Here is a 20,654-nt window from a genome sequence, read left to right as displayed (position 1 = left end):
ACGCAGGGCAAGGGCCTGATGCCGGACGGCACCTCGCGCTTTTCCATCGACGGCAAGCCGATCTTCCACTACATGGGCACGTCGACATTTGCCAACCACNTCGTGGTGCCGGAGATCGCACTGGCGAAGATCCGCCCGGATGCGCCGTTCGACAAGGTCTGCTACATCGGCTGCGGCGTCACCACCGGCGTGGGTGCGGTGCTGTTCACGGCCAAGGTGGAAGCCGGCGCCAACGTGGTCGTGTTCGGCCTCGGCGGCATCGGCCTGAACGTGATCCAGGCCGCGAAGATGGTGGGCGCCGACAAGATCATCGGCGTGGACCTGAACCCGGCGCGCGAAGCCATGGCGCGCAAGTTCGGCATGACCCACTTCATCAACCCGAAGGACGTGGATAACGTGGTCGACCACATCATCCAGCTCACCGACGGCGGCGCAGACTACTCGTTCGAATGCATCGGCAACACGCAGGTCATGCGCCAGGCGCTGGAGTGCTGCCACAAGGGCTGGGGCAAGTCGATCATCATCGGCGTGGCCGAGGCCGGCGCGGAGATCTCGACGCGACCGTTCCAGCTGGTGACGGGGCGCGAGTGGAAGGGCTCGGCCTTCGGCGGCGCGCGCGGGCGCACCGACGTGCCGAAGATCGTCGACTGGTATATGGACGGCAAGCTCAACATCGACGACCTGATCACGCACACGCTGCCGCTGGAGCGCATCAACGAAGGTTTCGACCTGATGAAGCGCGGCGAGTCGATCCGCTCCGTGGTGCTGTACTGAGGAGCGGGCCGTGAGCCTGGAACTGCTGTCCAGACGGCTGCCATGGCGGCATACAGCGCTTCTACCGGCGCGATCCGGCATTCCCCACAGTAGGTGGGCCGCATCAAGCTACGTCAGCAATATCCTCGACGCCAGTGCTCGCGAAGCGCTCACGATAAGCGCCGGGGGTCACATTCAGCCGCCGCTGGAACGCCTGCCTCAGCCTCGCCTCTGACCCAAAGCCGCTCTCCATGGCGATCCGTTTCAGCGGCTGTTCACCGTCTTCAAGGAGCCGCCGGGCCGCATCCAGCCTGGTCTGCTCCACATAAGCCGAAGGCGTGTGCCCGGTCTCTTTCAGGAACACCCTGGAGAAATTTCGCTCACTCATCGCAAAGCGCGCCGCGAGGACTTTTACCGAGAGATCCGCCTTTGGTGAGCGATGGATATAGTCTTGTATATCGCGAACCCTCGGATGAACCGTCATCTGGCTGAGCAGATGTTCGCTGAACTGCGACTGCCCTCCCGGTCGCTTCAGGTAGACCACAAGATCTCTCGCCACCGACAACGCGATATCGCGACCCAGGTCCTCCTCTACCATGGCGAGGACCAGATCGAAGACGGCGGTCACGCCGGCAGACGTCCAGACATGCGCATCGCGAATGAAAATGGCGTCTGCGTCCACCAGTATCTCGGGATAACGTTGTCGCATGAGTTCAGCCACACTCCAGTGCGTGGCAGCGCGCCGGCCGCTCAGCAAGCCTGCCTCAGCGAGAAAAAAGCTTCCCGAGCAAAGGCCCACAATGGTTCTTATCCTGTGAGCACACGTGCGGCACCAGTCCACGATATCGCCAGACGCCGCCAGGACATTCAGAATGTCGCGAGCCCCGACAATCACCACCACATCGGCGGGCACCAAATCATTGAGCGCCTTCGTTGCATCAAGCGAAATGAGCGTATCGGACCGGATAACGCCGGCATGCGGCCCAACCATGCGAAGCTCGTATTTCGCATCACTGCCGAGTTGCCGCAAACGGGTGTTGGCATAGTCGAAGACATTGATGGCGCCAACCGCTTCTATGGCCTTGAATCCGGGATAGATGACGATGTCTACAGTAGTTCTCATTCCGCACAGCGAGGCACGGCGCGGTCGGAGCTTGACCGCGCACGTCGAACGCCCATTGTATCCAACCATTCCGAGTGGCTATGTCTGGCAAAGCGCGAACGCGAGGCGCTGGATTAAACGTAAGGGGACGGAGCCGCGCGGCGGCCTTCTGGTTGCCAATCCTGACCCACGTGGCGAACTGAGCACTGATCTCGACATGGGCCGGGCAGGAAGACATAGGACAGCACTTCGGCCCGCCGCTTGGCCTGGCAACCGCCGGTTAGTGGCCCCCAACGCCCGCGCTGTCGGAAGCAGTGAGTAAGCTCCGACCAGGAGCGAGCACCACGCGCAAGCGCACGGCATCTCGTTCGACGGGCCCTGCCCGCCTTGATAAGATCTAATCGTTGACTGTCGCTAGCCCCATCAGGGGACAGGCCCATGCGCTGCGCAAGGTGCGGGTTCGAGAATCCGGCAGGTGCCAAATTCTGTGAGGAATGTGGCGCCAGGCAGGTGCGCGCCTGCCCGGCCTGCGGGCAAGAGGCGGCTGCCAGCGCCAAGTTTTGCAGCGAATGCGGCGCGCCGCTGGGCGCTCCCGTAAGCGCCCCCGCTGCCTCAAGCGCGGCCCCCGGTGCCACGGCAACTGCGTCCAGCACCCCCATCGACTACACCCCTCCCTATCTGGCCGAGCGCATCCTCGCGGCGCAGGCAGAGATGGAAGCCCGCGGCCCGGCGGACGGCGAGCGCAAGATGGTCACCGCGCTGTTCGCGGACATGGCCGGCTCGACCGCGCTGATCCATGACCTCGATCCCGAAGACGCCCGCCGCCTGATCGACCCGGTGCTGGCGCTGATGATGGAGGCCGTGCATCACTATGAGGGCTATGTCGCCAAGTCGATGGGCGATGGCATCCTGGCGCTCTTCGGCGCGCCCATCGCGAACGAAGACCATCCGCAGCGGGCCTTGCTGGCGGCGCTGCGCATGCAGGAAGCCATGCGTCATTACGCTGACGGCGTGCGCCTCGCCCAGGGCATCGCGCTGCAGATCCGTGTCGGCATCAATTCCGGCGAAGTTGTGGTGCGCACGATCCGCATCAAGGACTTGCACACTGACTATGATCCAGTGGGCAATTCGATCCATATTGCTTCGCGCATGGAGAGCATTGCAGTGCCCGGCTCGATTGTTGCGAGTGAACACACCCGCAACCTGACCGAAGGCTATTTCGCGTTCAAGGCCCTCGGAGAAACGCCGATCAAGGGGCTGCCCAAGCCGCTCGAGGTCTTTGAAGTCGTCGGTCTGGGCCCGCTGCGCACCCGGTTGCAGGTGTCGGCCAGCCGCGGCCTGGCGCGCTTTGTCGGGCGCACCCGGGAACTCGAACAGCTGCACGATGCGCGGGCACGGGCACGAGCCGGACATGGGCAGATTGTCGGCGTGGTCGGCGAACCAGGGGTCGGCAAGTCACGGCTTTGCCACGAGTTCAAGCTGCTCGCGCCGCGCGATGGCCTGGTGCTCGAAACCTTCTCGGTTTCGCACGGCAAAGCCTACCCCTATCTGCCGCTGATCGAACTGCTGCGAAACTACTGCCAGATCACGGTGCAAGACGATGAGCGCCGGCGGCGCGAGAAGCTCACTGGCAAGCTCCTGACGCTGGATCGTGCGCTGGAAGACAGCCTGCCTTATCTTTGCCACCTGCTGGGAGCCGTCGAGCCAGGCTCGGCACTGGCGCAGATGGACACCCAGATCCGCCAGCAGCGCACCTTCGAGGCAATCAAGCGGCTGCTCGTGCGCGAAAGCCTCACCCAGCCACTGGAGCTGATCGTCGAAGACCTGCAGTGGCTCGACAGCGAAACCGAGGCCTTCCTCGGTTTTCTCGGCGAGAGCGTGCCCAGCGCACGCATCCTGCTGCTGGTCAATTTCCGGCCGGAATACCGGCACGACTGGAGCCGCAAGAGCTATTACACCCAGCTACGCCTGGATCCGCTTGGCGAAGCCGAAGCTCGGGACCTGCTGCGCGCGCTGCTGGGCGACGCCACCGAACTTGCCCGGCTCGAGCCGCTGATTCTGGAGCAGACCGAAGGCAACCCCTTCTTTATCGAGGAAGTGGTGCAGGACCTGGTCGAGGGGCAAGTCCTGCGCGGCGAGCGCGGGCATTATCGCCTCGAACAGGTCCCGGGCAAGCTGCACATTCCCGCCACCGTGCAAGGGGTGCTCGCCGCCCGCATCGACCGCCTGCAGCCAGCCGAGAAAGCGCTGCTGCAGACCCTGGCCGTGATCGGCAAGATATTTCCCTGGAGCCTGCTTGCACGCGTCGTCGAGCAGCCCGAGGACAAGACGAAGAGCCTGCTGGCCCGGCTGCAGGCTGGGGAGTTCATCTACGAGCAGCCAGCGTTCCCGGAGGTCGAGTACAGCTTCAAGCATGCGCTGACCCAGGAGGTGACCTACGGCTCCCTGCTGAGTGAGCGGCGTCGTGCGTTGCATGAGCGCACCGCCCAGGCGATCGAGGCCCTGTTCAGTGCTCAGCTCGAGGAGCACTGCAGCGAGCTGGCCTATCACTTCAGCCGCAGCGGCAACACACCGAAGGCGGTGGAGTACCTGCACCGAGCCGGGCGCCAGGCCGTGCAACGCTCGGCTGACGCCGAGGCGGTCACCCACCTCACCATGGCACTGACCTTGCTCGCCACGCTACCAGATGGCCGCGAGCGCGCAGAACAGGAACTCGCGCTCCAGATCACCCTCGGCCCGGCCTGGATGGCCAAAGGAGGCTTCGCTGCCCCGCAAGTGGGCGCAACGTACACGCGCGCGCTCGCGCTCTGCCGGCAACTCGGCGAGACGGACCAGCTCTTTACTGCCCTGATGGGACTCCGCACGTTCTACACAGTCCGTGCGGAGCTCCGGACTGCTCGCGAACTGGCGGAGCAGTTGCTTGACCTGGCCGAACGGGCGCAGGATCCTGCGTTGCTGGTCCAGGCACGTCGGGCGTTGGGCGCCAATCTGTTCTATCTTGGCGAACTGGTGCCGGCTCGTGCGCGACTGGAGCAGGCCATGGCACTCTATGACCCCCGGCAGCACCGCTCGCATGCCTACGTCTATGGCCTGGAACCTGGTGTGCAAGGGCTGGCCCTCATTGCCATGGACCTGTGGATGCTTGCCTACCCGGCCCAAGCCTGCACACGCAGCCAGGAGGCACTCACCCTGGCCCAGAACCCATCCCACCCCTCGGACACGGCCGATGCGCTGATAGCCGCTGCGCAGGTCCGTCTGTTCTGTGGCGAAGTGCAGCTGGCGCACGATCTCGCGCAGGCACTCGTCGCCCTCGCCACCGATTATGGTTTGCCGTACGGCCTGGCTTGCGGAACCATCCTGTTGGGCTGTGCCCTGGCTGCGGGCGGGCAAGTAGCAGAGGGAATCGGCCTCATTCAAAAAGGCCTATGTGCATACAGCGAAACCGGGGCCGAGCTTCTGCGAACCCATTTCCTGGCGCTACTGGCCGAAACCTGTGCCATAGCCGGACAAGTTGAAGCGGGGCTTGCAGCAGTGGCCGAGGCGCTGGCTGTCGTGGAACGAACCGAAGAGCGGGTGCACGAAGCAGAGTTGCATCGACTCAAGGGAGAACTGACGCTGCTGGAAGCGGGCCGACTGGGCGAAGCGAACGAGGTCGCCAACGAAGCCGAAGCCTGCTTCCAGCGGGCGATCGCGATTGCCAGCAGGCAGGATGCCCGCTCGCCGAAGCTCCGCGCGGTTGTAGCGCTGAGCCGCCTGTGGCAGCAGCATGGCCGGCATGCCGAGGCCCGCTCCTTGCTGTCCGAGACCTACGGCTGGTTCAGTGAAGGCGTCGACACAGTGGACTTGCGGGAGGCCCGCGCGTTGCTCATCAAACTCGAGGAACAGTGAACCAATCTTCCGCGGGATGGCTAGCGAATTAGCACTTTGTCATCGCCGAGTTGCGGCCTTCCGAACTACATTTGACATGCTGCAGAACACCAGCCTTAGGCTTCCAAAGGGAGAACAGAATCCAGTTCATCCTGCTGATGGGCGCGTGCTACAAGGTAGCGCCCGTTCCCGAAGACGAGTGGCCTGTTCTCGGACCGTTCCAGGCGGACAACACGTCCGATGTAAACGACATGATCACCTTCCGGATGGGCGGAAATCTTCACGCACTCCAGATTGGCAGCGCATGAACTAATAATTGGAACATCTCCCAAACCAGGGCGAAAGACGATATTGCGAAACTTGTCGTCGCTAGCTGTCGAAAATTGTTTCGAAATTGGGATTTGATGCTCCGAGAGGATATTTACTACGAACCGCCCGGCATCCCGAAACACGGGGTAGCTCCTTGATGAAAGCGATTGACTCCATAGGATCAAAGGTGGAGTTAGTGAGACAGAACTGAACGAGTTGACGGTGATGCCGCATGGCCTTCCAGTGGCGTCCAAAGTGGTCATCACGGTCACCCCGGTGGGGAAAGCACCCAACGCCTTGCGCAGAGTCAGACCATCAATATGTTCCATTGCTTTTCCTTTCAATCTGCCCCAAGGCTTGCCTTGATGTCACCCCTTGGCATCGCGTTTGATACAGGGAATTTGTAGCCCCCCTCAACTGGTTCGCCGGTCATGACGAGGTTGTGCTCCAATCCAATCTCAATCGCGTTCGCGATCTGTTCGTTGCTACCGCCGAGCACCGCCATAAGCCCCGCAGCGGCCATCGAGCAGGTCACCCCGACTTCACCATCGTTATCGACTCTCGGCCGAGCTATCGACGCATTCTTCCTATAAGCGATGCCTATGGCTGCTGCGGTTAGCAAGAAATCAACCACCCCATTCTCATTCGCTCCGGGTACAAACTCACGGTAGTACTGCAGTACAGCAGGAATTACACCCGCAGCACCAATTGTCGGAACGGTCGCTATTTGGTCCGCGGTAGCACTTTCTTCGCTGACCGCTATTGCGCATAGGTCAACACACTCGACCATCCATGACGGATGACCTAGAGACTCCTCACCGCGCTCTGATTGCTGCTGATACCGCTCGGCATCACCGCGCTGCATCCTAATCGGAACAGGCAATTTGCCGCCGATTGAGCAGCCGAGCGCGATTGGAGCTTCCATGGCATCGGCAAATTCCAATAGCCCAGCGCGAATGTCATAGGTGCTTCGCCAGCACTTCTCGTTCTCGAGCATCAGGTCGGCAATGGTGCGACTTGACTCCTTGCACATCTGCAATAGTTCCTCGATGCTCCGAAAGGGGTAAGGAATCGGATGCTCGTCGACGGTCTGCACATGTAGGTAGCCAGCTGCGATCATGGGGGCCGCGATATGCGACCCAGAGGGCCCGTTCTCAACTCGGAAGATATCAAATGTGCTGATTGACATACTGCCCCCAACCATGTCAGTTCCGATCGCTCCGAACTGAGCGCCGTTCGCCTTATGGGCATGTCGCTAGTACATCAAACTCTACGGGTTAGGAGATAGAACCGGTGCGTCGTCACATTGGGACATTTGCGCCAAGGTGGGATTCGTCTGCGGGCAACGACCGCGGCAACCGCGGAGAGAAGCCGTTCAAGAAGTTCGGTAGCAGCCGGGCCTACATGGCGCGAGCGTATTCATTCTATGGCCAGGGATTTGGCAGACAGCCGTGTACGGATCAAGCCAATCCCGCTTCCAGCGAGGCGAGGAAACGTCGACGGGATTCAGCAACAGGCATTCGAAACAGTATGGGATCTGATCTCGGTCTGAGACTCACGCCGTTGGTGTTTGAAGCGTGACGTGGAACAACGGCAAGCTGACCGAGCAAAAGCCGCCATTGAAACTCCAGGAATTCTGGGCAATTTTAACCAACCTGCAGATGTCTGCGAACATCCGTGAACTGGCAATGTTCTTGGGATCGATAGCAAACTTCGTTATGTGACCTGACTCAGTTGCTGGTGTATTTGCACAAGGCAGTCATGCCTAGATGTGATCCTAGGTAGACAAATGAAGCCCGTCATAGATAGGCATCCCCGTGGCAAAATTTCGTCGTTCGGTCCCCTTGACCGGATCACCGTTACGGCAATTTATCCGACCCACCCAGCGCCCGAAAACATCAAATGGAGTTATCGACTTGAGAGCGGAACACGGCAGATGAACCCATTGTTTTACTTCGGCCATGAGAGAGGTGTCAGCTTCCCGGTCGTATGGGAAGATGGCGATCGCGTTGTCGGTAGAGGTTGGCTCCCCGGCCGAGATGGCGTGCCAAAGGCTGTACTAGCTGTGTGGTACGCGGCCGAGCACCCGCGCCCCACTAGTCTCGCGCGCCTCGCGCACGAATACGACTTGAAGGACGAACTGGACGGCAGTTGGGCAGTAAGACCGCTGGAGCTTGTGCGGGAGCATGGCCGGACTGTTTTACTGCTTGACGACCCTGGTGGCGAGCCACTTGCCAAGCTGCTGGGCACCCCCATGGAGGTCGGCCGTTTCTTGCGCCTGGCCATCAGCATCACCGCGGCCTTGGACCAGTTCCACCAGCGGGGTCTCATACACAAGGACATCAAGCCGGCCCATATCCTGGTGAACGATGCCCCAATCGAGGCCCGGCTCACGGGCTTCGGCATTGCCTCGCGCCAGTCGCGCGAGCGCCAGGCACTGGCGCCACCGGAAGAGATCGCCGGCACGCTGGCCTACATGCCCCCCGAGCAGACCGGACGCATGAACCGGTCAATCGACGCGCGGAGCGACCTCTATTCGCTCGGCGTCACGCTCTATCAAATGCTCACGGGCGTGCTGCCGTTCGCCACCGACGACCCGATGGACCTGTTGCACAGCCATCTCGCCCGACAGCCAGTGCCGCCGGCGGAACGGGTACCGTCGATCCCGGCCGTGCTTTCCGCCATGGTGATGAAGCTGCTCTCCAAGACAGCGGAGGAGCGCTACCAGACCGCAGGGGGGCTGGAGGCCGATCTACGGCGCAGTTCGGTCGCATGGGAAAGCCGGGGAAGCATTGACACCTTCCCGCTCGGCGAGCACGACCTGCCTGATCGCCCATTGATTCCGGAGCGGCTCTATGGACGGGAGCGCGAGATTGAAACCTTGCTCGCTGCCTTCGATAGGGTGGTGACCCAGGGCACGCCGGAGATTGTGCTGGTTTCCGGCTACGCCGGTATCGGAAAGACCTCGGCCGTGCTTGCATTGCACAGCGCACTGGCTCTCAGGAATGGCCTCTTTGCCTCGGGCAAGTTCGATCAGTATAAGCGAGACGTCCCGTATGCGACGTTGGCTCAGGCTTTCCAGAATCTGGTCCGCCCACTACTGGGCAAGAGCGAGGCCGACTTGGCGCCCTGGCGCGCCGCACTGGCGGAGGCGCTGGGCCCGAATGGCGGCCTCATGGTGCCGCTCATACCCGAGCTCGGGCTGATTCTGGGGCCGCAGGCGCCGGTGCCGGAGCTGCCGCCGCGCGACGAGCAGCACCGATTCCAGATGGTTTTCCAGCGCCTGCTTGCCGTCTTTGCCCAAGCCGCGCATCCGCTGGCACTCTTTCTCGACGACCTGCAGTGGCTGGACGCGGCAACACTCGATCTGCTCGAGTATCTGGCGACCCAGCCGGAGGTACGCCACGTGCTGCTTATCGGAGCCTATCGGAATGACGACGTCAAGCCCGGACATCCGTTGCTACTGCGATTGCCGGCAATCCGCCAGGCCGGGGGGCGGGTAAATGACATCGCACTTTCCCCCCTTGGGTTCGACGATGTAAGCAGACTCATCGTCGATGCCTTGCATTGTGCACCTGGGGACGCCGCACCTCTGGCCCGACTGGTGCAGGAGAAGACTGGCGGCAACCCATTTTTCGCCATCCAGTTTCTCACCGCCCTGACCGAAGAGGGGCTGCTCATTTTCGATCATCGTGACGCGCGCTGGTCGTGGGACCTCGAGAAGATTCGGGCCAAAGGCTTTACCGACAATGTCGCGGAGCTCATGCTAGGAAAGCTCAGGCGCCTTCCTGCCGCGACCCGGGACACCCTGAAGCAACTGGCGTGTCTCGGCAACGAAGCGGCGATCGAGATGCTCGCCATGGTGCAAGATGGCGGCGAAGCGTTGCTGGATGCAGCGCTGTGGCCGGCGGTGCGCGCTGGACTGGTGTCGCGCCTGCCCGGTACCTACCGATTCCTGCACGATCGTATCCAGGAAGCTGCCTATGCGCTAATTCCCGAAATCTCGCGGCCAGCGGCGCACCTCGCTATCGGCCGGCGCCTGGTAGCGGGCACGCCTGCAGAGGCAATCGGGGAGCGCGTCTTCGAGATCGTCGGCCAACTCAACCGTGGCGCCGGTCTGATAACGGCCGTCGAAGAGCGGGAACGAGTGGCCGAGCTTAACCTGCTCGCCGGCCAGCGAGCCAAAGCCTCCACAGCCTACGCCTCGGCACTGGCCTATCTCACAGCCGGTGCGGGTTTCATGCAGGACGACGCCTGGCAGCGCCGACCCAGATTCGCTTTTGCGCTCACCTTCCACCTTGCCGAATGCGAGTTTCTCACTGGGGCCTCCGATAAGGCGGAGGCGCGCCTTTCTGGGCTCCTGCGCCGAACCGAAAGCCTCCCCGATCTCGCAGCCATCACGCAACTCCGGCTGCAGCTCTTTCTGGCGCTCGGTCAACGAGAGCGCGCCGTCGTGGTGGGCCTCGATTACCTGCGTCGCGCTGGCGTCGAATATTCGGCGCACCCGACGAAAGAGGACGTTTTCCAGGAATACGAGCGAATGTGGCGAAATCTTGGCGATCGCCCCATCGAGGTGCTGCTCGATCTGCCGCTGATGAGCGATGCGATCGCGTGTGGGACGATGGACGTTCTCAACGCGCTCATGCCGCCCGCCTGGTACACCGATCTCAACTTGGCCATCCTGATCATTGGACGGATGACGAACCTAAGCCTTGCGTTCGGCAACAGCGACGCGTCGTCACTTGCCTATGCATGGCTCGGCATGATCCTGGGGCCGCATTACGGCGACTACAAGACAGCATACCGCTTCGGCCGGCTCGGCCTGGACCTGGTCGAGCAGCGCGGTATGGACCGGTTCCAGGCCCGCGTTTACCAGGTGTTCGGCGGTCACGTGATGCAATGGACCCGCCCGATCCGCGACGCGCGCAGCCTGATCCGGCGCGCGGTCGACGTGGCAGATAAGCTCGGCGACCTCACCTACGCCGCCTTCGCGCGCAACAACCTAATCACGCATTACCTCGCCTGTGGCGATCCGCTGGCCGAGGTCCAGCACGAGGCCGCGACCACGATCGACTTCGCGAGGCGGGCGGGGTTCGGTCTCGCGGTCGACCGGGTCACGCCCCAACTCCAGTTGGCCAGGACACTGCGCGGGCTAACCCTGATCTTCGGCTCCTTCAATGACACCGAGTTCGACGAGGCACAATTTGAGCGCTATCTGGATGCAGCGCCGGCCTCCACGCTCGCTACCTGCTGGTACTGGATTCGCAAACTACAGGCACGCTATCTCGCCGGCGACCATGTAACAGCCATTATGGCGGCGGACAGAGCCGAGGGCCTGGTCTGGACATCCCCCTCGTTCTTCGAGCAGGCGGAATACCATTTCTACGCTGCACTGGCGCGGGCTGCATCTTGTGACAAGACCGCTGCTCCGGAACGGGCCCGGCACCGGGAGGCATTGGCAGACCACCATCGCCAGCTCATGACGTGGGCCGGGCAGTGTCCCGAGAATTTCGCAGCCCGCGCCACCTTGGTTGGTGCCGAAATCGCCCGGCTCGATGGTCGCGACGTTGACGCCATGGAACACTATGAGCGCTCCATCCGCACCGCGCGGGACAATGATTTCATCCATATTCAGGCGCTGGCCAACGAATTGGCCGCTCAGTTCTATGCTGCACGTGGCTTTGAAAAGATCGCCCGTGTCTACATGCAGGATGCCCGCCACGGCTATCTTCGCTGGGGCGCCGACGGCAAGGTGCGGCAACTCGATGCGTTGCATCCGCACCTCCGGGGGGAAGAGCGAGCACCCGCACCAACGACGACGATCGGGGCGCCGGTCGAACACCTGGACCTCGCCACCGTGATTGCCGTGTCGCAAGCTGTGTCCGGCGAGATCGTCCTGGACAAATTACTCGACACACTCATGCGCACCGCGATTGAACAGGCCGGCGCGGAACGGGGACTGCTGGTCCTGCCCCGAGGGTCCGAGCAGCGCATCGCAGCAGAGGCTACGACCGGTGGCGATATTGTCACAGTGCAGCTCCGCGACGAGAGCGTGACTGCGACTGCGCTGCCGGCATCGGTGCTCCACTATGTCCTGCGCACCCGCGAGAGCATCATTCTCGACAATGCCGCGACACAGAAGCCATTTTCCGACGATCCGTACACTCTGCAGCATCATGCCCGATCCATTCTCTGCGTGCCATTGATTACGCAGGCCAAGCTCGTCGGTGTGCTCTACCTCGAGAACAACCTCTCGCCACGCGTCTTCGCGCCAAGCCGAACCGCCGTGCTGAAGATGCTCGCCTCGCAGGCGGCGGCTGCGCTGGAGATTACTTGTTTGTACCGGGATCTCGCGCAACGCGAAGCGAAGATTCAGCGCTTGGTCGAGGCCAATATTATCGGAATCTGCATCTGGCACTTAGACGGCCGAATCCTCGAGGCCAATGACGCGTTCCTCCGCATGCTGGGCTACGACCGCGAGGACCTCGCCTCGGCCCCCTTGCGCTGGACGGACCTGACGCCCCCGGACTGGCGCGAGCGTGACGCACGGTTGCTCCAGGATCTCCGGATCAGCGGGACCTTGCCGCCGTTCGAAAAAGAGTTCTTCCGCAAGGATGGAAGCCGCGTGCTCGTCCTGCTAGGGTGCGCGACATTCGAAGAGGGTGGCGACCAAGGTGTCTCCTACATACTTGATCTAACCGAGCGCAAGCGCGCCGAGGAGGCGCTGCACCAGGCACAGGCCGAACTGGCACACGTTACCCGCGTGACGACATTGAACGCGCTGACCGCCTCGATCGCTCACGAGGTCAACCAGCCGTTGGCCGCCATCGTCACCAACGCCAATGCGGGCCTGCGCTGGCTCGCTCGCCAGCCGCCCGATCTCGCCGAGGTGCGAGAGACGTTGGGGCGCATCGTTCAGGATGGCCATCGGGCTGGCGCAGTGATTGGAGGCATGCGTGCGCTGCTTAAGAAGACGGCCGCCGTCACGGCGCGCCTTGACATGAACACCCTTATCGAAGACACGATTGCCCTCATCCAGGGAGAGGTAGGCCGCCATCAAGTCCTGCTCCGGACGGAGCTGGCGCCTGACCTGCCGCCGGTTGTGGGTGACCGGGTGCAGTTGCAGCAGGTGCTCCTGAACCTGATGATGAATAGCATCGAGGCAATGAAAGAGGTGGCAGAGCGGCCGCGGGAACTGCTGATTCGGTCGCGCCTCGACGCATCGAGGGCTGTGCTGGTTGCGGTTCAGGATGCCGGCATCGGGCTGGAGCCGCAAGATCTGGAGCGGGTTTTCCAGACCTTCTTCACTACCAAGGCGGAGGGTCTGGGCATGGGCCTGGCGATCTGCCGGTTGATCGTCGAGGCACACGGAGGGCGGCTGTGGGCGAACCCCAATGTGCCTTGCGGGGCCGTGTTTCAGTTCACCCTGCCGCCTCAGGACTAGTGTCCTGTTCCGCAAGTAACTTGCCAAAATGAAATCGTCCAGTTGCTCGTCAGGCTAGGCGCGAGGAGGCGCCATAGCTGTAGCTATGGCAACGACGAGCAACGACGCATGGCGGGCAACTGGGCGATTTCATGGCAAGGTATTTGCAGAACAGGACACTAGATGCCTCCCGCCGACCGCGGGAGGCTACAGGGACTCAATGCCGCGCCTCGCAAATGCCGAGTTGCTGTGCCATCAATACAAGCTCGGCAAAGGTGCGCGCCTTCATCTTGCGCATGGCCTGGCCGCGATGAATTTTCACGGTGACCTCGCTGATACCAAGTTCGCCGGCGATCTGCTTGTTCAGCAGACCGGCCACCACCATGCGCATGACCTCGGCCTCGCGCGGCGTCAGGCTCTGGTAGCTGGCTCGCAGTTCATCCAGCTTACGCATGCCATGGCGGCGACGCTGATCCTTTTGCAAGGCGGCCGCCACGGCATCGAGCAGGTCCTGCTCACGGAATGGCTTCGCCAAAAAATCCTCAGCACCAGCCTTCATAGCGGCAACGGTCATGGGGATGTCGCCGTAACCAGTCATAAAAATGATTGGGACCTGGATGCCCGTTTGGGACAGCCGAGTCTGCAGGTCCAGGCCACTCTGCCCGCGGAGCCTGACATCGAGCAGTAGGCAAGTGGGCGCGTCCGGGAACGCGAATGCTAGCAGTTCGGCAGCGGATGCGAACAGTGCGACGCGCATCCCGACTGATCGGAAGAGGTTCTCCAACGCGCCGCGAAGCATCGCGTCGTCATCAACGATCAGCACCATCGCTTCATCACTCGCACAGGTGTCTGCGGTTACGAAGCTGTTGATTGTCAAAGTCTATCTCCAGTGCACCCATCGGTGCGCGAGGTCTGGGCAGGCCCACTTCCGCCACCATGACCTGACCCCGCAAAACTCTCGATTACATCACACAACCGGGATCATGGACTACTTATACCATGGGGTTAGTTCAGTGTGACTGTTGGCGGCTGCCCAAGCCGGCCAGTTTGCAGGCTAACGCACATCGAACCCGCACGCAGCCCCAATGCCTTCCTACGCCGCAAGGGTTGGCAAAGCCGCTCCCCATTTGCTGTAGCACAGCCTGCCGGCTTCGCGATGAAACCAAGGCAGCGGACGGCTAATACGAATCGACAATAGCGTCGGCCGACAGCGCCGACTATTCTTCCCTCAGGTTGCACTCCGGACACAAACGCCGGTCGCGGCCCTTATGCCAAGCCGCCCCGACGCGGCTCTGCCCCGGCGGTGATGCCACGGCAGCCTTACTCTCGCCCCCCCAAACAGGAGCAACGCAATGTCGAACCCCAAGCTTGAAGTCCTCACCCCGCAAAACAGCCAGCTGATTTTCATCGACCACCAACCGCAGATGGCGTTCGGCGTCCAGTCGATGGACCGCCAGGCGATGAAGAACAACGTCGTCGGCCTGGCAAAGGCGGCAAAGATCTTCAATATCCCGACGACGATCACCACCGTCGAGAGCGAGTCGTTCTCGGGCTTCACCTATCCGGAACTGCTCGACGTGTTCCCGGACCAGAAGACGCTGGAGCGCACCTCGATGAACTCGTGGGACGACCAGAAGGTGCGCGATGCGCTCAAGGCCAACGGCCGCAACAAGGTGATCGTGGCCGGCCTGTGGACCGAGGTCTGCAACACCACCTTCGCGCTGTGCGCCATGCTCGAAGGCAACTACGAGATCTACATGGTCGCCGACGCTTCGGGCGGTACCAGCAAGGAAGCCCACGACTACGCCATGCAACGCATGGTGCAGGCCGGCGCCGTGCCGGTGACCTGGCAGCAGGTGCTGCTGGAATGGCAACGCGACTGGGCCCACCGCGACACGTATGACGCCGTGATGAAGCTGGTGAAGGAACACTCGGGCGCCTATGGCATGGGTGTCGACTACGCCTACACGATGGTCCACAAGGCCGCCCAGCGCACGGCTACGGGGCACGAATCCATCGCCCCGGTGCCCGCACGCTAAACAGCTGATCAGGAAGAAGATAGTCATCGGCCTACGCACGATTTCCGTGCATAGGCCGATGCAACCAGCGATCTCATTCATCCAGGATTTCGAGCCAACTTTCAGCTAGCCCTAATCATGCAAATAGAACACACCCAGGAACAAGGTCACAACATCGATGCATCGCGCCGGCAACTCCTGGTAGGCAGCACTGTTGGCGCCGCGGCCGCATCGGTGGCGTCGCTTGCCGCACTGACGCCCACGGCCGCGGAAGCCGCGCCAGCCAGCAGCCGCGCCACGAATCAGGGCCACTACGTCACGACCAAAGACGGCACGCGCATCTTCTACAAGGACTGGGGCACGGGCAGCCCGGTGGTGTTCTCGCACGGCTGGCCGCTCAATGCCGACGCCTGGGACGCCCAGATGCTCTTTCTGGTCCAGAAGGGATTCCGGGTGATCGCCCATGACCGTCGCGGCCATGGCCGTTCGGACCAGCCCGCGCAGGGCAACAATATGGACACCTACGCCGACGACCTGGCTGCGCTGCTGGACGCCCTCGACATCAAGGGCGCAACGCTGGTCGGCCACTCCACCGGCGGCGGCGAAGTGGCGCACTACATCGGCCGTCATGGCACAAAGCGCGTGGCCAAGGCGGTGCTGATCGGCGCGGTGCCGCCTATCATGCTCAAGACCGCGGCCAATCCGAACGGCCTGCCGATGGAAGTGTTCGACGGCATCCGCAAGGGCGTGGCGGAAAACCGCTCGCAATTCTACAAGGACCTGACCACGCCGTTCTTCGGCTTCAACCGGCCCGGCGCCAAGGTTTCGCAAGGCACTATCGATGCGTTCTGGGCACAGGGCATGACCGGTGGCCTCCTGGGCCAGTACGCCTGCATCAAAGAGTTCTCGGAAGTGGACTACACCGGGGACCTGAAGAAAATCACCGTGCCGACGCTGATCCTGCATGGTGACGACGACCAGATGGTGCCCATCGACAATTCGGCCCGCCTGTCGGCCAAGATCGTCAAGCACGCCACGCTCAAGGTCTACCCGGGCGCATCGCATGGCATGTGCGTGATCAACGCCGACCAGGTCAATGCCGACCTGCTGGCCTTCCTGAACGCATAAGCCGAGATGTCCATTACCCGCCGGCACTTCATCGCCTCGGCTGCCGCCCTCGGTGCGGCAGCCTCTTCGGAACTATTCGCCATGTCACCGAACCCGACTCCCGACCTCATTCTCGTCAACGGCAAGTTCGCCACGCTCGACCGTGCCAATCCGCAGGCCGACGCCGTGGCCATCCAGGACGGCCGCTTCGTCGGGGTGGGTACGCGCCAGGACATCATGAAGCTGGCGGGAACGCAGACCAGGGTGATCGACCTGAACGGCCGGCGGGCCATTCCCGGGCTGATTGACAGCCACATGCACATCATCCGCGGCGGCCTGAACTACAACATGGAGTTGCGCTGGGACGGTGTGCGTTCGCTGGCCGATGCCATGCGCATGCTCAAGGATCAAGTGGCACGCACCCCTGCACCGCAATGGGTGCGCGTGGTGGGCGGCTTCACTGAGCACCAGTTCGTGGAAAAGCGCCTGCCGACCATCGACGAACTGAACGCTGTGGCGCCCGACACCCCGGTGTTCATCTTGCACCTCTACGACCGCGCCATTCTGAACGGCGCCGCACTGCGTGCGGTTGGCTACACCAAGGACACGCCGAACCCTCCGGGCGGCGAGATCGTGCGCGATGCACGCGGCAATCCGACCGGCCTGCTGCTGGCCAAGCCCAACGCGACGATCCTCTACGCCACGCTGGCCAAAGGTCCGAAGCTGCCGCCCGAGTACCAGAAGAACTCGACGCGCCACTTCATGCGCGAGGTGAACCGCCTGGGCGTGACCGGCGTGATCGACGCCGGCGGCGGCTACCAGAACTATCCCGAGGACTACAGCATCATCGAGGAGCTGCACAAGGAAGGCCACCTCACGGTGCGCCTGGCCTACAACCTGTTCACGCAGAAGCCCAAGGAAGAGCTGAGCGACTTCAAGACCTGGACGTCGACCGTCAAGCCAGGCCAGGGCGATGACCTCTATCGCCACAATGGCGCCGGCGAAATGCTGGTCTACACCGCGGCCGACTTCGAGGACTTCCGTGTCGAGCGCCCCGACATGGCGCCGTCAATGGAAGCCGATCTGGAGCCGGTGATCCGCCTGCTGGCCGAAAAGCGCTGGCCGTGGCGTCTGCATGCGACCTATGACCAGACCATCACGCGCGCGCTCGACGTCTACGAGAAGGTCGCCAAGGACATCCCGTTCAACGGCCTGAACTGGTTCTTCGACCACGCCGAGACGATTTCCGACCGCAATATCGACCGCATCGCCGCGCTCGGTGGCGGCATCGCGGTGCAGCACCGCATGGCCTACCAGGGCGAGTACTTTGTCGAGCGCCATGGCGCACGCGCTGCCGAAGCCACGCCGCCGGTCAAGAAGATGCTGGAAAGAGGCGTGAAGGTCGGCGCCGGCACCGACGCCACGCGCGTGGCCTCTTACAACCCGTGGGTCTCGCTGTACTGGCTGACCACGGGCAAGACCGTCGGCGGCATGTCGATGTATCCACAGGCCAACCTGCTCGATCGCGAAACAGCGCTGCGCCTGTGGACCGAGGCCAACACGTGGTTCTCATCCGAAGTGGGCAAGAAGGGCCAGATCAAGGTGGGCCAGCTGGCCGACCTGGCCGTGTTGTCGGCCGACTACTACTCGGTGCCCGGCGACGACATCCAGGACATCACGTCGGTGCTGACCGTGCTCGGCGGCAAGGTGGTCTATGGCGACAGCGAATTCGGCAAGCATTCGCCCGACATCCCGCCCGCGATGCCCGACTGGTCACCGGCCCGCCATGGCAGCCAGTACCAGCCGCGCCCGCAGGCCCAGGCGCGCGCACTGGCGCTGAACACCGCGTGCGGCTGCGCCAGTTCGTGCGGCGTGCATGGCCATGCGCATGCCAATGCGTGGACCTCGAGCGTGCCGACGTCGGACGAAAGCACGTTCTGGGGCGCGCTAGGCTGCTCGTGCTGGGCATTCTGATCCACGTTGATCACATCGGAGAGCGGCCATGACCATCTCGACGTCCCCGCTAGCCACGGCCGGCAACAACACGCACCGGCTGCCTCGCTGGCTGCGCTGGATCGCCCTGCTTTTGCTGTGCGCAGCCTACCTGCAGGGCGGATTGGTCAAGCTGTTCGACTTCTCCAGCGCAGTGACAGAGATGCAGCACTTCGGCCTGTCGCCCGCCGTGCCGCTGGCTGCGGCGACGATTGCGCTGGAGCTTGGCGCGTCGGCAATGATCCTGACCGGCTTCTGGCGCTGGCTAGGCGCACTGGCGCTGGCGGCGTTCACGCTGATGGCCACGTTCCTGGCCAACCGGTTTTGGAGCGCACCGCCCGAGGCGCAGTTCATGATGGCTAACGCGTTCTTCGAACATCTGGGCCTGGTGGGTGGGTTCCTGCTCGTGGCGTGGGATGACCTTCGCACGCGGAGACAACCATGACGCAATCTGCCATCTCGGCGGCCAAGCCTGCATCGGGCGGCACGTTTGCCCCGCTGGCCCAACCCACGTTTGCGGTACTGTGGGTGGCCACGATCCTCGGTAACATCGGCAGCTTCATGCGGGATGTGGCCAGCGCATGGCTGGCAACCGATCTCTCCACTTCACCGGCAGCGGTCGCCACGATCCAGGCGGCTGCCACGCTGCCAGTATTCCTCCTTGCGATTCCGGCCGGTGTGCTCTCCGACATCCTCGACCGGCGCCGCTTCCTGATCGTGATCCAGATCGGACTGGCCATGGTCAGCGGCACGCTGATGCTGCTGGCGTGGCGCCAGGCACTGACGATCGAAATCCTGATTGCGCTGGCGTTCGTGGGCGGTGTGGGTGCGGCGATGATGGGGCCAACGTGGCAGTCGATCGTGCCCGAACTCGTGCCGCCGAGCACGCTGCGACAGGCCGTGGCACTGAACTCGCTGGGTGTGAACGTCGCCCGTGCGATTGGACCGGCTACCGGGGGTCTGCTGCTCGCGGCATTCGGCGCGGCTGCCACGTATGGCGCAGACCTGCTCAGCTATGTGTTCGTCATCGCTGCGCTGATCTGGTGGAAGCGTCCCGAAAAGCCAAGCGATCCGCTGCGCGAACACTTCTTCAGCGCTTTCCGAGCAGGCTTACGCTTCACGCGCGCGCACAGCAAGCTGCACGTAGTATTGGCGCGCGCCGCCGTGCATTTTGCCTTCGGCAGCGGCGTATGGGCATTGCTGCCGCTGGTAGCCCGTCAGCTGTTGCATGGCGGTGCCGGCCTCTATGGTGTGTTGCTGGGCGCAGTGGGCGCTGGCGCGATCCTTGGCGCGCTGACGATGTCCAGGCTGCAGCAGCGGCTCGATGCAGATGGCATGGTGCTGTTGTCCGCGATCGTCACGGCGGTCGTCATGGCGGCGCTGTCGAGCGCACCACCCATATGGCTGGCATTGCCGCTGCTATTGCTGCTTGGCGCGGCATGGATCATGGCGCTGACCACGCTCGGCGGCGCGGCGCAGGCGATCCTGCCGAACTGGGTGCGCGGCCGCGCGCTGGCGGTCTACCAGATGGTGTTCAACGGCGCGCTGGCCGGTGGCAGCCTGGTCTGGGGCTTTGTGGCGCAGGCACTGGGCACACCGCATGCGCTGCTGATCGCCGCGGCGGGGCTGGTCGTTACCGCGCTGATCCTGCACCGCATGCGGCTGCCGCGCGGCGAAGAAGACCTCGGTCCCGCACGTCACTGGCCCGAACCGGAGATGGCCGGCGAGATCGCGCACGACCGTGGTCCGGTGATGATCCTGATCGAATACTGCATCCCGCCCGCCAACCGCGATGCGTTCCTGCATGCGGTGCACAAGCTGTCGGAAGAGCGTTTGCGTGACGGTGCGTTCAGCTGGGGCGTGATGGAGGATCCGGCCAACCCCGAACTGCTGACCGAGTGGTTCCTGGTCGAGTCGTGGGCCGAGCACCTGCGCCAGCACCAGCGCGTACCGCACGCCGACGCCGATGTGCAGCGCGACGTGGCCGGCTTCCACGTGGGCGCCGAACCGCCCCACGTAAGACACCTGCTCGGCCTGGGCTTGCCGCCGGCGTGACGCCGCACCGATTTCCCCCTCTCCAACC

General features: G+C 63.0%; 12 protein-coding genes and 1 pseudogene. 9 read left to right on the top strand and 4 right to left on the bottom strand.

Annotated elements, in window-relative coordinates; all coding sequences use genetic code 11:
- The coding region (locus tag A3A5_RS0115440) for a zinc-binding dehydrogenase (RefSeq protein WP_018311460.1) at window positions 1-774 on the top strand (774 nt) is incomplete at its 5' end.
- 103 nt (window positions 775-877) lie between these two features.
- Here the strand turns inward: A3A5_RS0115440 and A3A5_RS0115435 are convergent.
- Window positions 878-1,876 (bottom strand): GlxA family transcriptional regulator, encoded by a 999-nt coding sequence (locus A3A5_RS0115435; RefSeq protein ID WP_018311459.1) that lies wholly within the window; start codon window positions 1,874-1,876, stop codon window positions 878-880.
- A gap of 417 nt (window positions 1,877-2,293) precedes the next feature.
- On the opposite strand from A3A5_RS0115435, the gene A3A5_RS0115430 reads away from it, so the two are divergent.
- Complete coding sequence (locus A3A5_RS0115430) at window positions 2,294-5,743, top strand: adenylate/guanylate cyclase domain-containing protein (RefSeq protein WP_026200812.1); 3,450 nt, start codon at window positions 2,294-2,296, stop codon at window positions 5,741-5,743.
- Between the two features lie 95 nt (window positions 5,744-5,838).
- Here A3A5_RS0115430 and A3A5_RS41530 read toward each other — a convergent pair whose 3' ends face one another.
- Both A3A5_RS41530 and A3A5_RS38570 read right to left on the bottom strand, forming a co-directional pair.
- Window positions 5,839-6,360, bottom strand: a complete 522-nt coding sequence (locus A3A5_RS41530) for a flavin reductase family protein (protein WP_081623906.1) — start codon at window positions 6,358-6,360, stop codon at window positions 5,839-5,841.
- An 11-nt stretch (window positions 6,361-6,371) separates the two neighbouring features.
- A complete protein-coding gene (locus A3A5_RS38570) occupies window positions 6,372-7,151 on the bottom strand; it encodes an L-serine ammonia-lyase, iron-sulfur-dependent, subunit alpha (protein ID WP_198293144.1) in 780 nt (259 codons plus the stop codon).
- A 457-nt stretch (window positions 7,152-7,608) separates the two neighbouring features.
- Between A3A5_RS38570 and A3A5_RS44070 the strand changes: the two are divergent.
- Both A3A5_RS44070 and A3A5_RS0115410 read left to right on the top strand, forming a co-directional pair.
- A pseudogene (locus A3A5_RS44070) lies at window positions 7,609-7,774 on the top strand (integrase); the annotation flags it as partial.
- 193 nt (window positions 7,775-7,967) lie between these two features.
- Window positions 7,968-13,475: an ATP-binding sensor histidine kinase gene (locus tag A3A5_RS0115410; RefSeq protein ID WP_018311456.1), complete on the top strand. Its 5,508-nt coding sequence runs from the start codon at window positions 7,968-7,970 to the stop codon at window positions 13,473-13,475.
- A gap of 196 nt (window positions 13,476-13,671) precedes the next feature.
- Here A3A5_RS0115410 and A3A5_RS0115405 read toward each other — a convergent pair whose 3' ends face one another.
- Window positions 13,672-14,280, bottom strand: coding sequence for a response regulator transcription factor (locus tag A3A5_RS0115405; protein ID WP_051108528.1), 609 nt, complete (start codon window positions 14,278-14,280; stop codon window positions 13,672-13,674).
- Window positions 14,281-14,806: 526 nt separating this feature from the next.
- Here A3A5_RS0115405 and A3A5_RS0115400 point away from each other — a divergent pair.
- From A3A5_RS0115400 to A3A5_RS0115380, 5 genes are all read left to right on the top strand, one after another.
- Complete coding sequence (locus A3A5_RS0115400; RefSeq protein ID WP_013951984.1) at window positions 14,807-15,493, top strand: hydrolase; 687 nt, start codon at window positions 14,807-14,809, stop codon at window positions 15,491-15,493.
- A 117-nt stretch (window positions 15,494-15,610) separates the two neighbouring features.
- Complete coding sequence (locus A3A5_RS0115395; RefSeq protein WP_018311454.1) at window positions 15,611-16,600, top strand: alpha/beta fold hydrolase; 990 nt, start codon at window positions 15,611-15,613, stop codon at window positions 16,598-16,600.
- A gap of 6 nt (window positions 16,601-16,606) precedes the next feature.
- Window positions 16,607-18,553 (top strand): amidohydrolase, encoded by a 1,947-nt coding sequence (locus tag A3A5_RS0115390; RefSeq protein WP_035812652.1) that lies wholly within the window; start codon window positions 16,607-16,609, stop codon window positions 18,551-18,553.
- A gap of 28 nt (window positions 18,554-18,581) precedes the next feature.
- A complete protein-coding gene (locus A3A5_RS0115385; protein WP_018311452.1) occupies window positions 18,582-19,016 on the top strand; it encodes a DoxX family protein in 435 nt (144 codons plus the stop codon).
- The gene (locus tag A3A5_RS0115380) at window positions 19,013-20,626 is read left to right on the top strand and encodes an MFS transporter (RefSeq protein ID WP_018311451.1); all 1,614 of its coding nucleotides are present in this window, start codon (window positions 19,013-19,015) and stop codon (window positions 20,624-20,626) included. The genes A3A5_RS0115385 and A3A5_RS0115380 overlap by 4 nt, the downstream gene beginning before the upstream one ends.
- Window positions 20,627-20,654: the final 28 nt, after the last annotated feature.

The sequence above is a fragment of the Cupriavidus sp. UYPR2.512 genome, assembly GCF_000379565.1.
Taxonomy (GTDB): domain Bacteria; phylum Pseudomonadota; class Gammaproteobacteria; order Burkholderiales; family Burkholderiaceae; genus Cupriavidus.
This window is presented reverse-complemented; position numbering and strand designations above follow the sequence as displayed.

Excerpts from the sequence above, each read along its gene's own strand:
- A3A5_RS0115435 (WP_018311459.1), bottom strand. The coding sequence starts at position 1,876 with ATGAGAACTACTGTAGACATCGTCATCTATCCCGGATTCAAGGCCATA.
- A3A5_RS0115430 (WP_026200812.1), top strand. The coding sequence starts at position 2,294 with ATGCGCTGCGCAAGGTGCGGGTTCGAGAATCCGGCAGGTGCCAAATTC.
- A3A5_RS0115400 (WP_013951984.1), top strand. The coding sequence starts at position 14,807 with ATGTCGAACCCCAAGCTTGAAGTCCTCACCCCGCAAAACAGCCAGCTG.
- A3A5_RS0115405 (WP_051108528.1), bottom strand. The coding sequence starts at position 14,280 with ATGGTGCTGATCGTTGATGACGACGCGATGCTTCGCGGCGCGTTGGAG.
- A3A5_RS0115380 (WP_018311451.1), top strand. The coding sequence starts at position 19,013 with ATGACGCAATCTGCCATCTCGGCGGCCAAGCCTGCATCGGGCGGCACG.
- A3A5_RS38570 (WP_198293144.1), bottom strand. The coding sequence starts at position 7,151 with ATGATCGCAGCTGGCTACCTACATGTGCAGACCGTCGACGAGCATCCG.
- A3A5_RS0115385 (WP_018311452.1), top strand. The coding sequence starts at position 18,582 with ATGACCATCTCGACGTCCCCGCTAGCCACGGCCGGCAACAACACGCAC.
- A3A5_RS41530 (WP_081623906.1), bottom strand. The coding sequence starts at position 6,360 with ATGGAACATATTGATGGTCTGACTCTGCGCAAGGCGTTGGGTGCTTTC.
- A3A5_RS0115395 (WP_018311454.1), top strand. The coding sequence starts at position 15,611 with ATGCAAATAGAACACACCCAGGAACAAGGTCACAACATCGATGCATCG.
- A3A5_RS0115410 (WP_018311456.1), top strand. The coding sequence starts at position 7,968 with ATGAACCCATTGTTTTACTTCGGCCATGAGAGAGGTGTCAGCTTCCCG.
- A3A5_RS0115390 (WP_035812652.1), top strand. The coding sequence starts at position 16,607 with ATGTCCATTACCCGCCGGCACTTCATCGCCTCGGCTGCCGCCCTCGGT.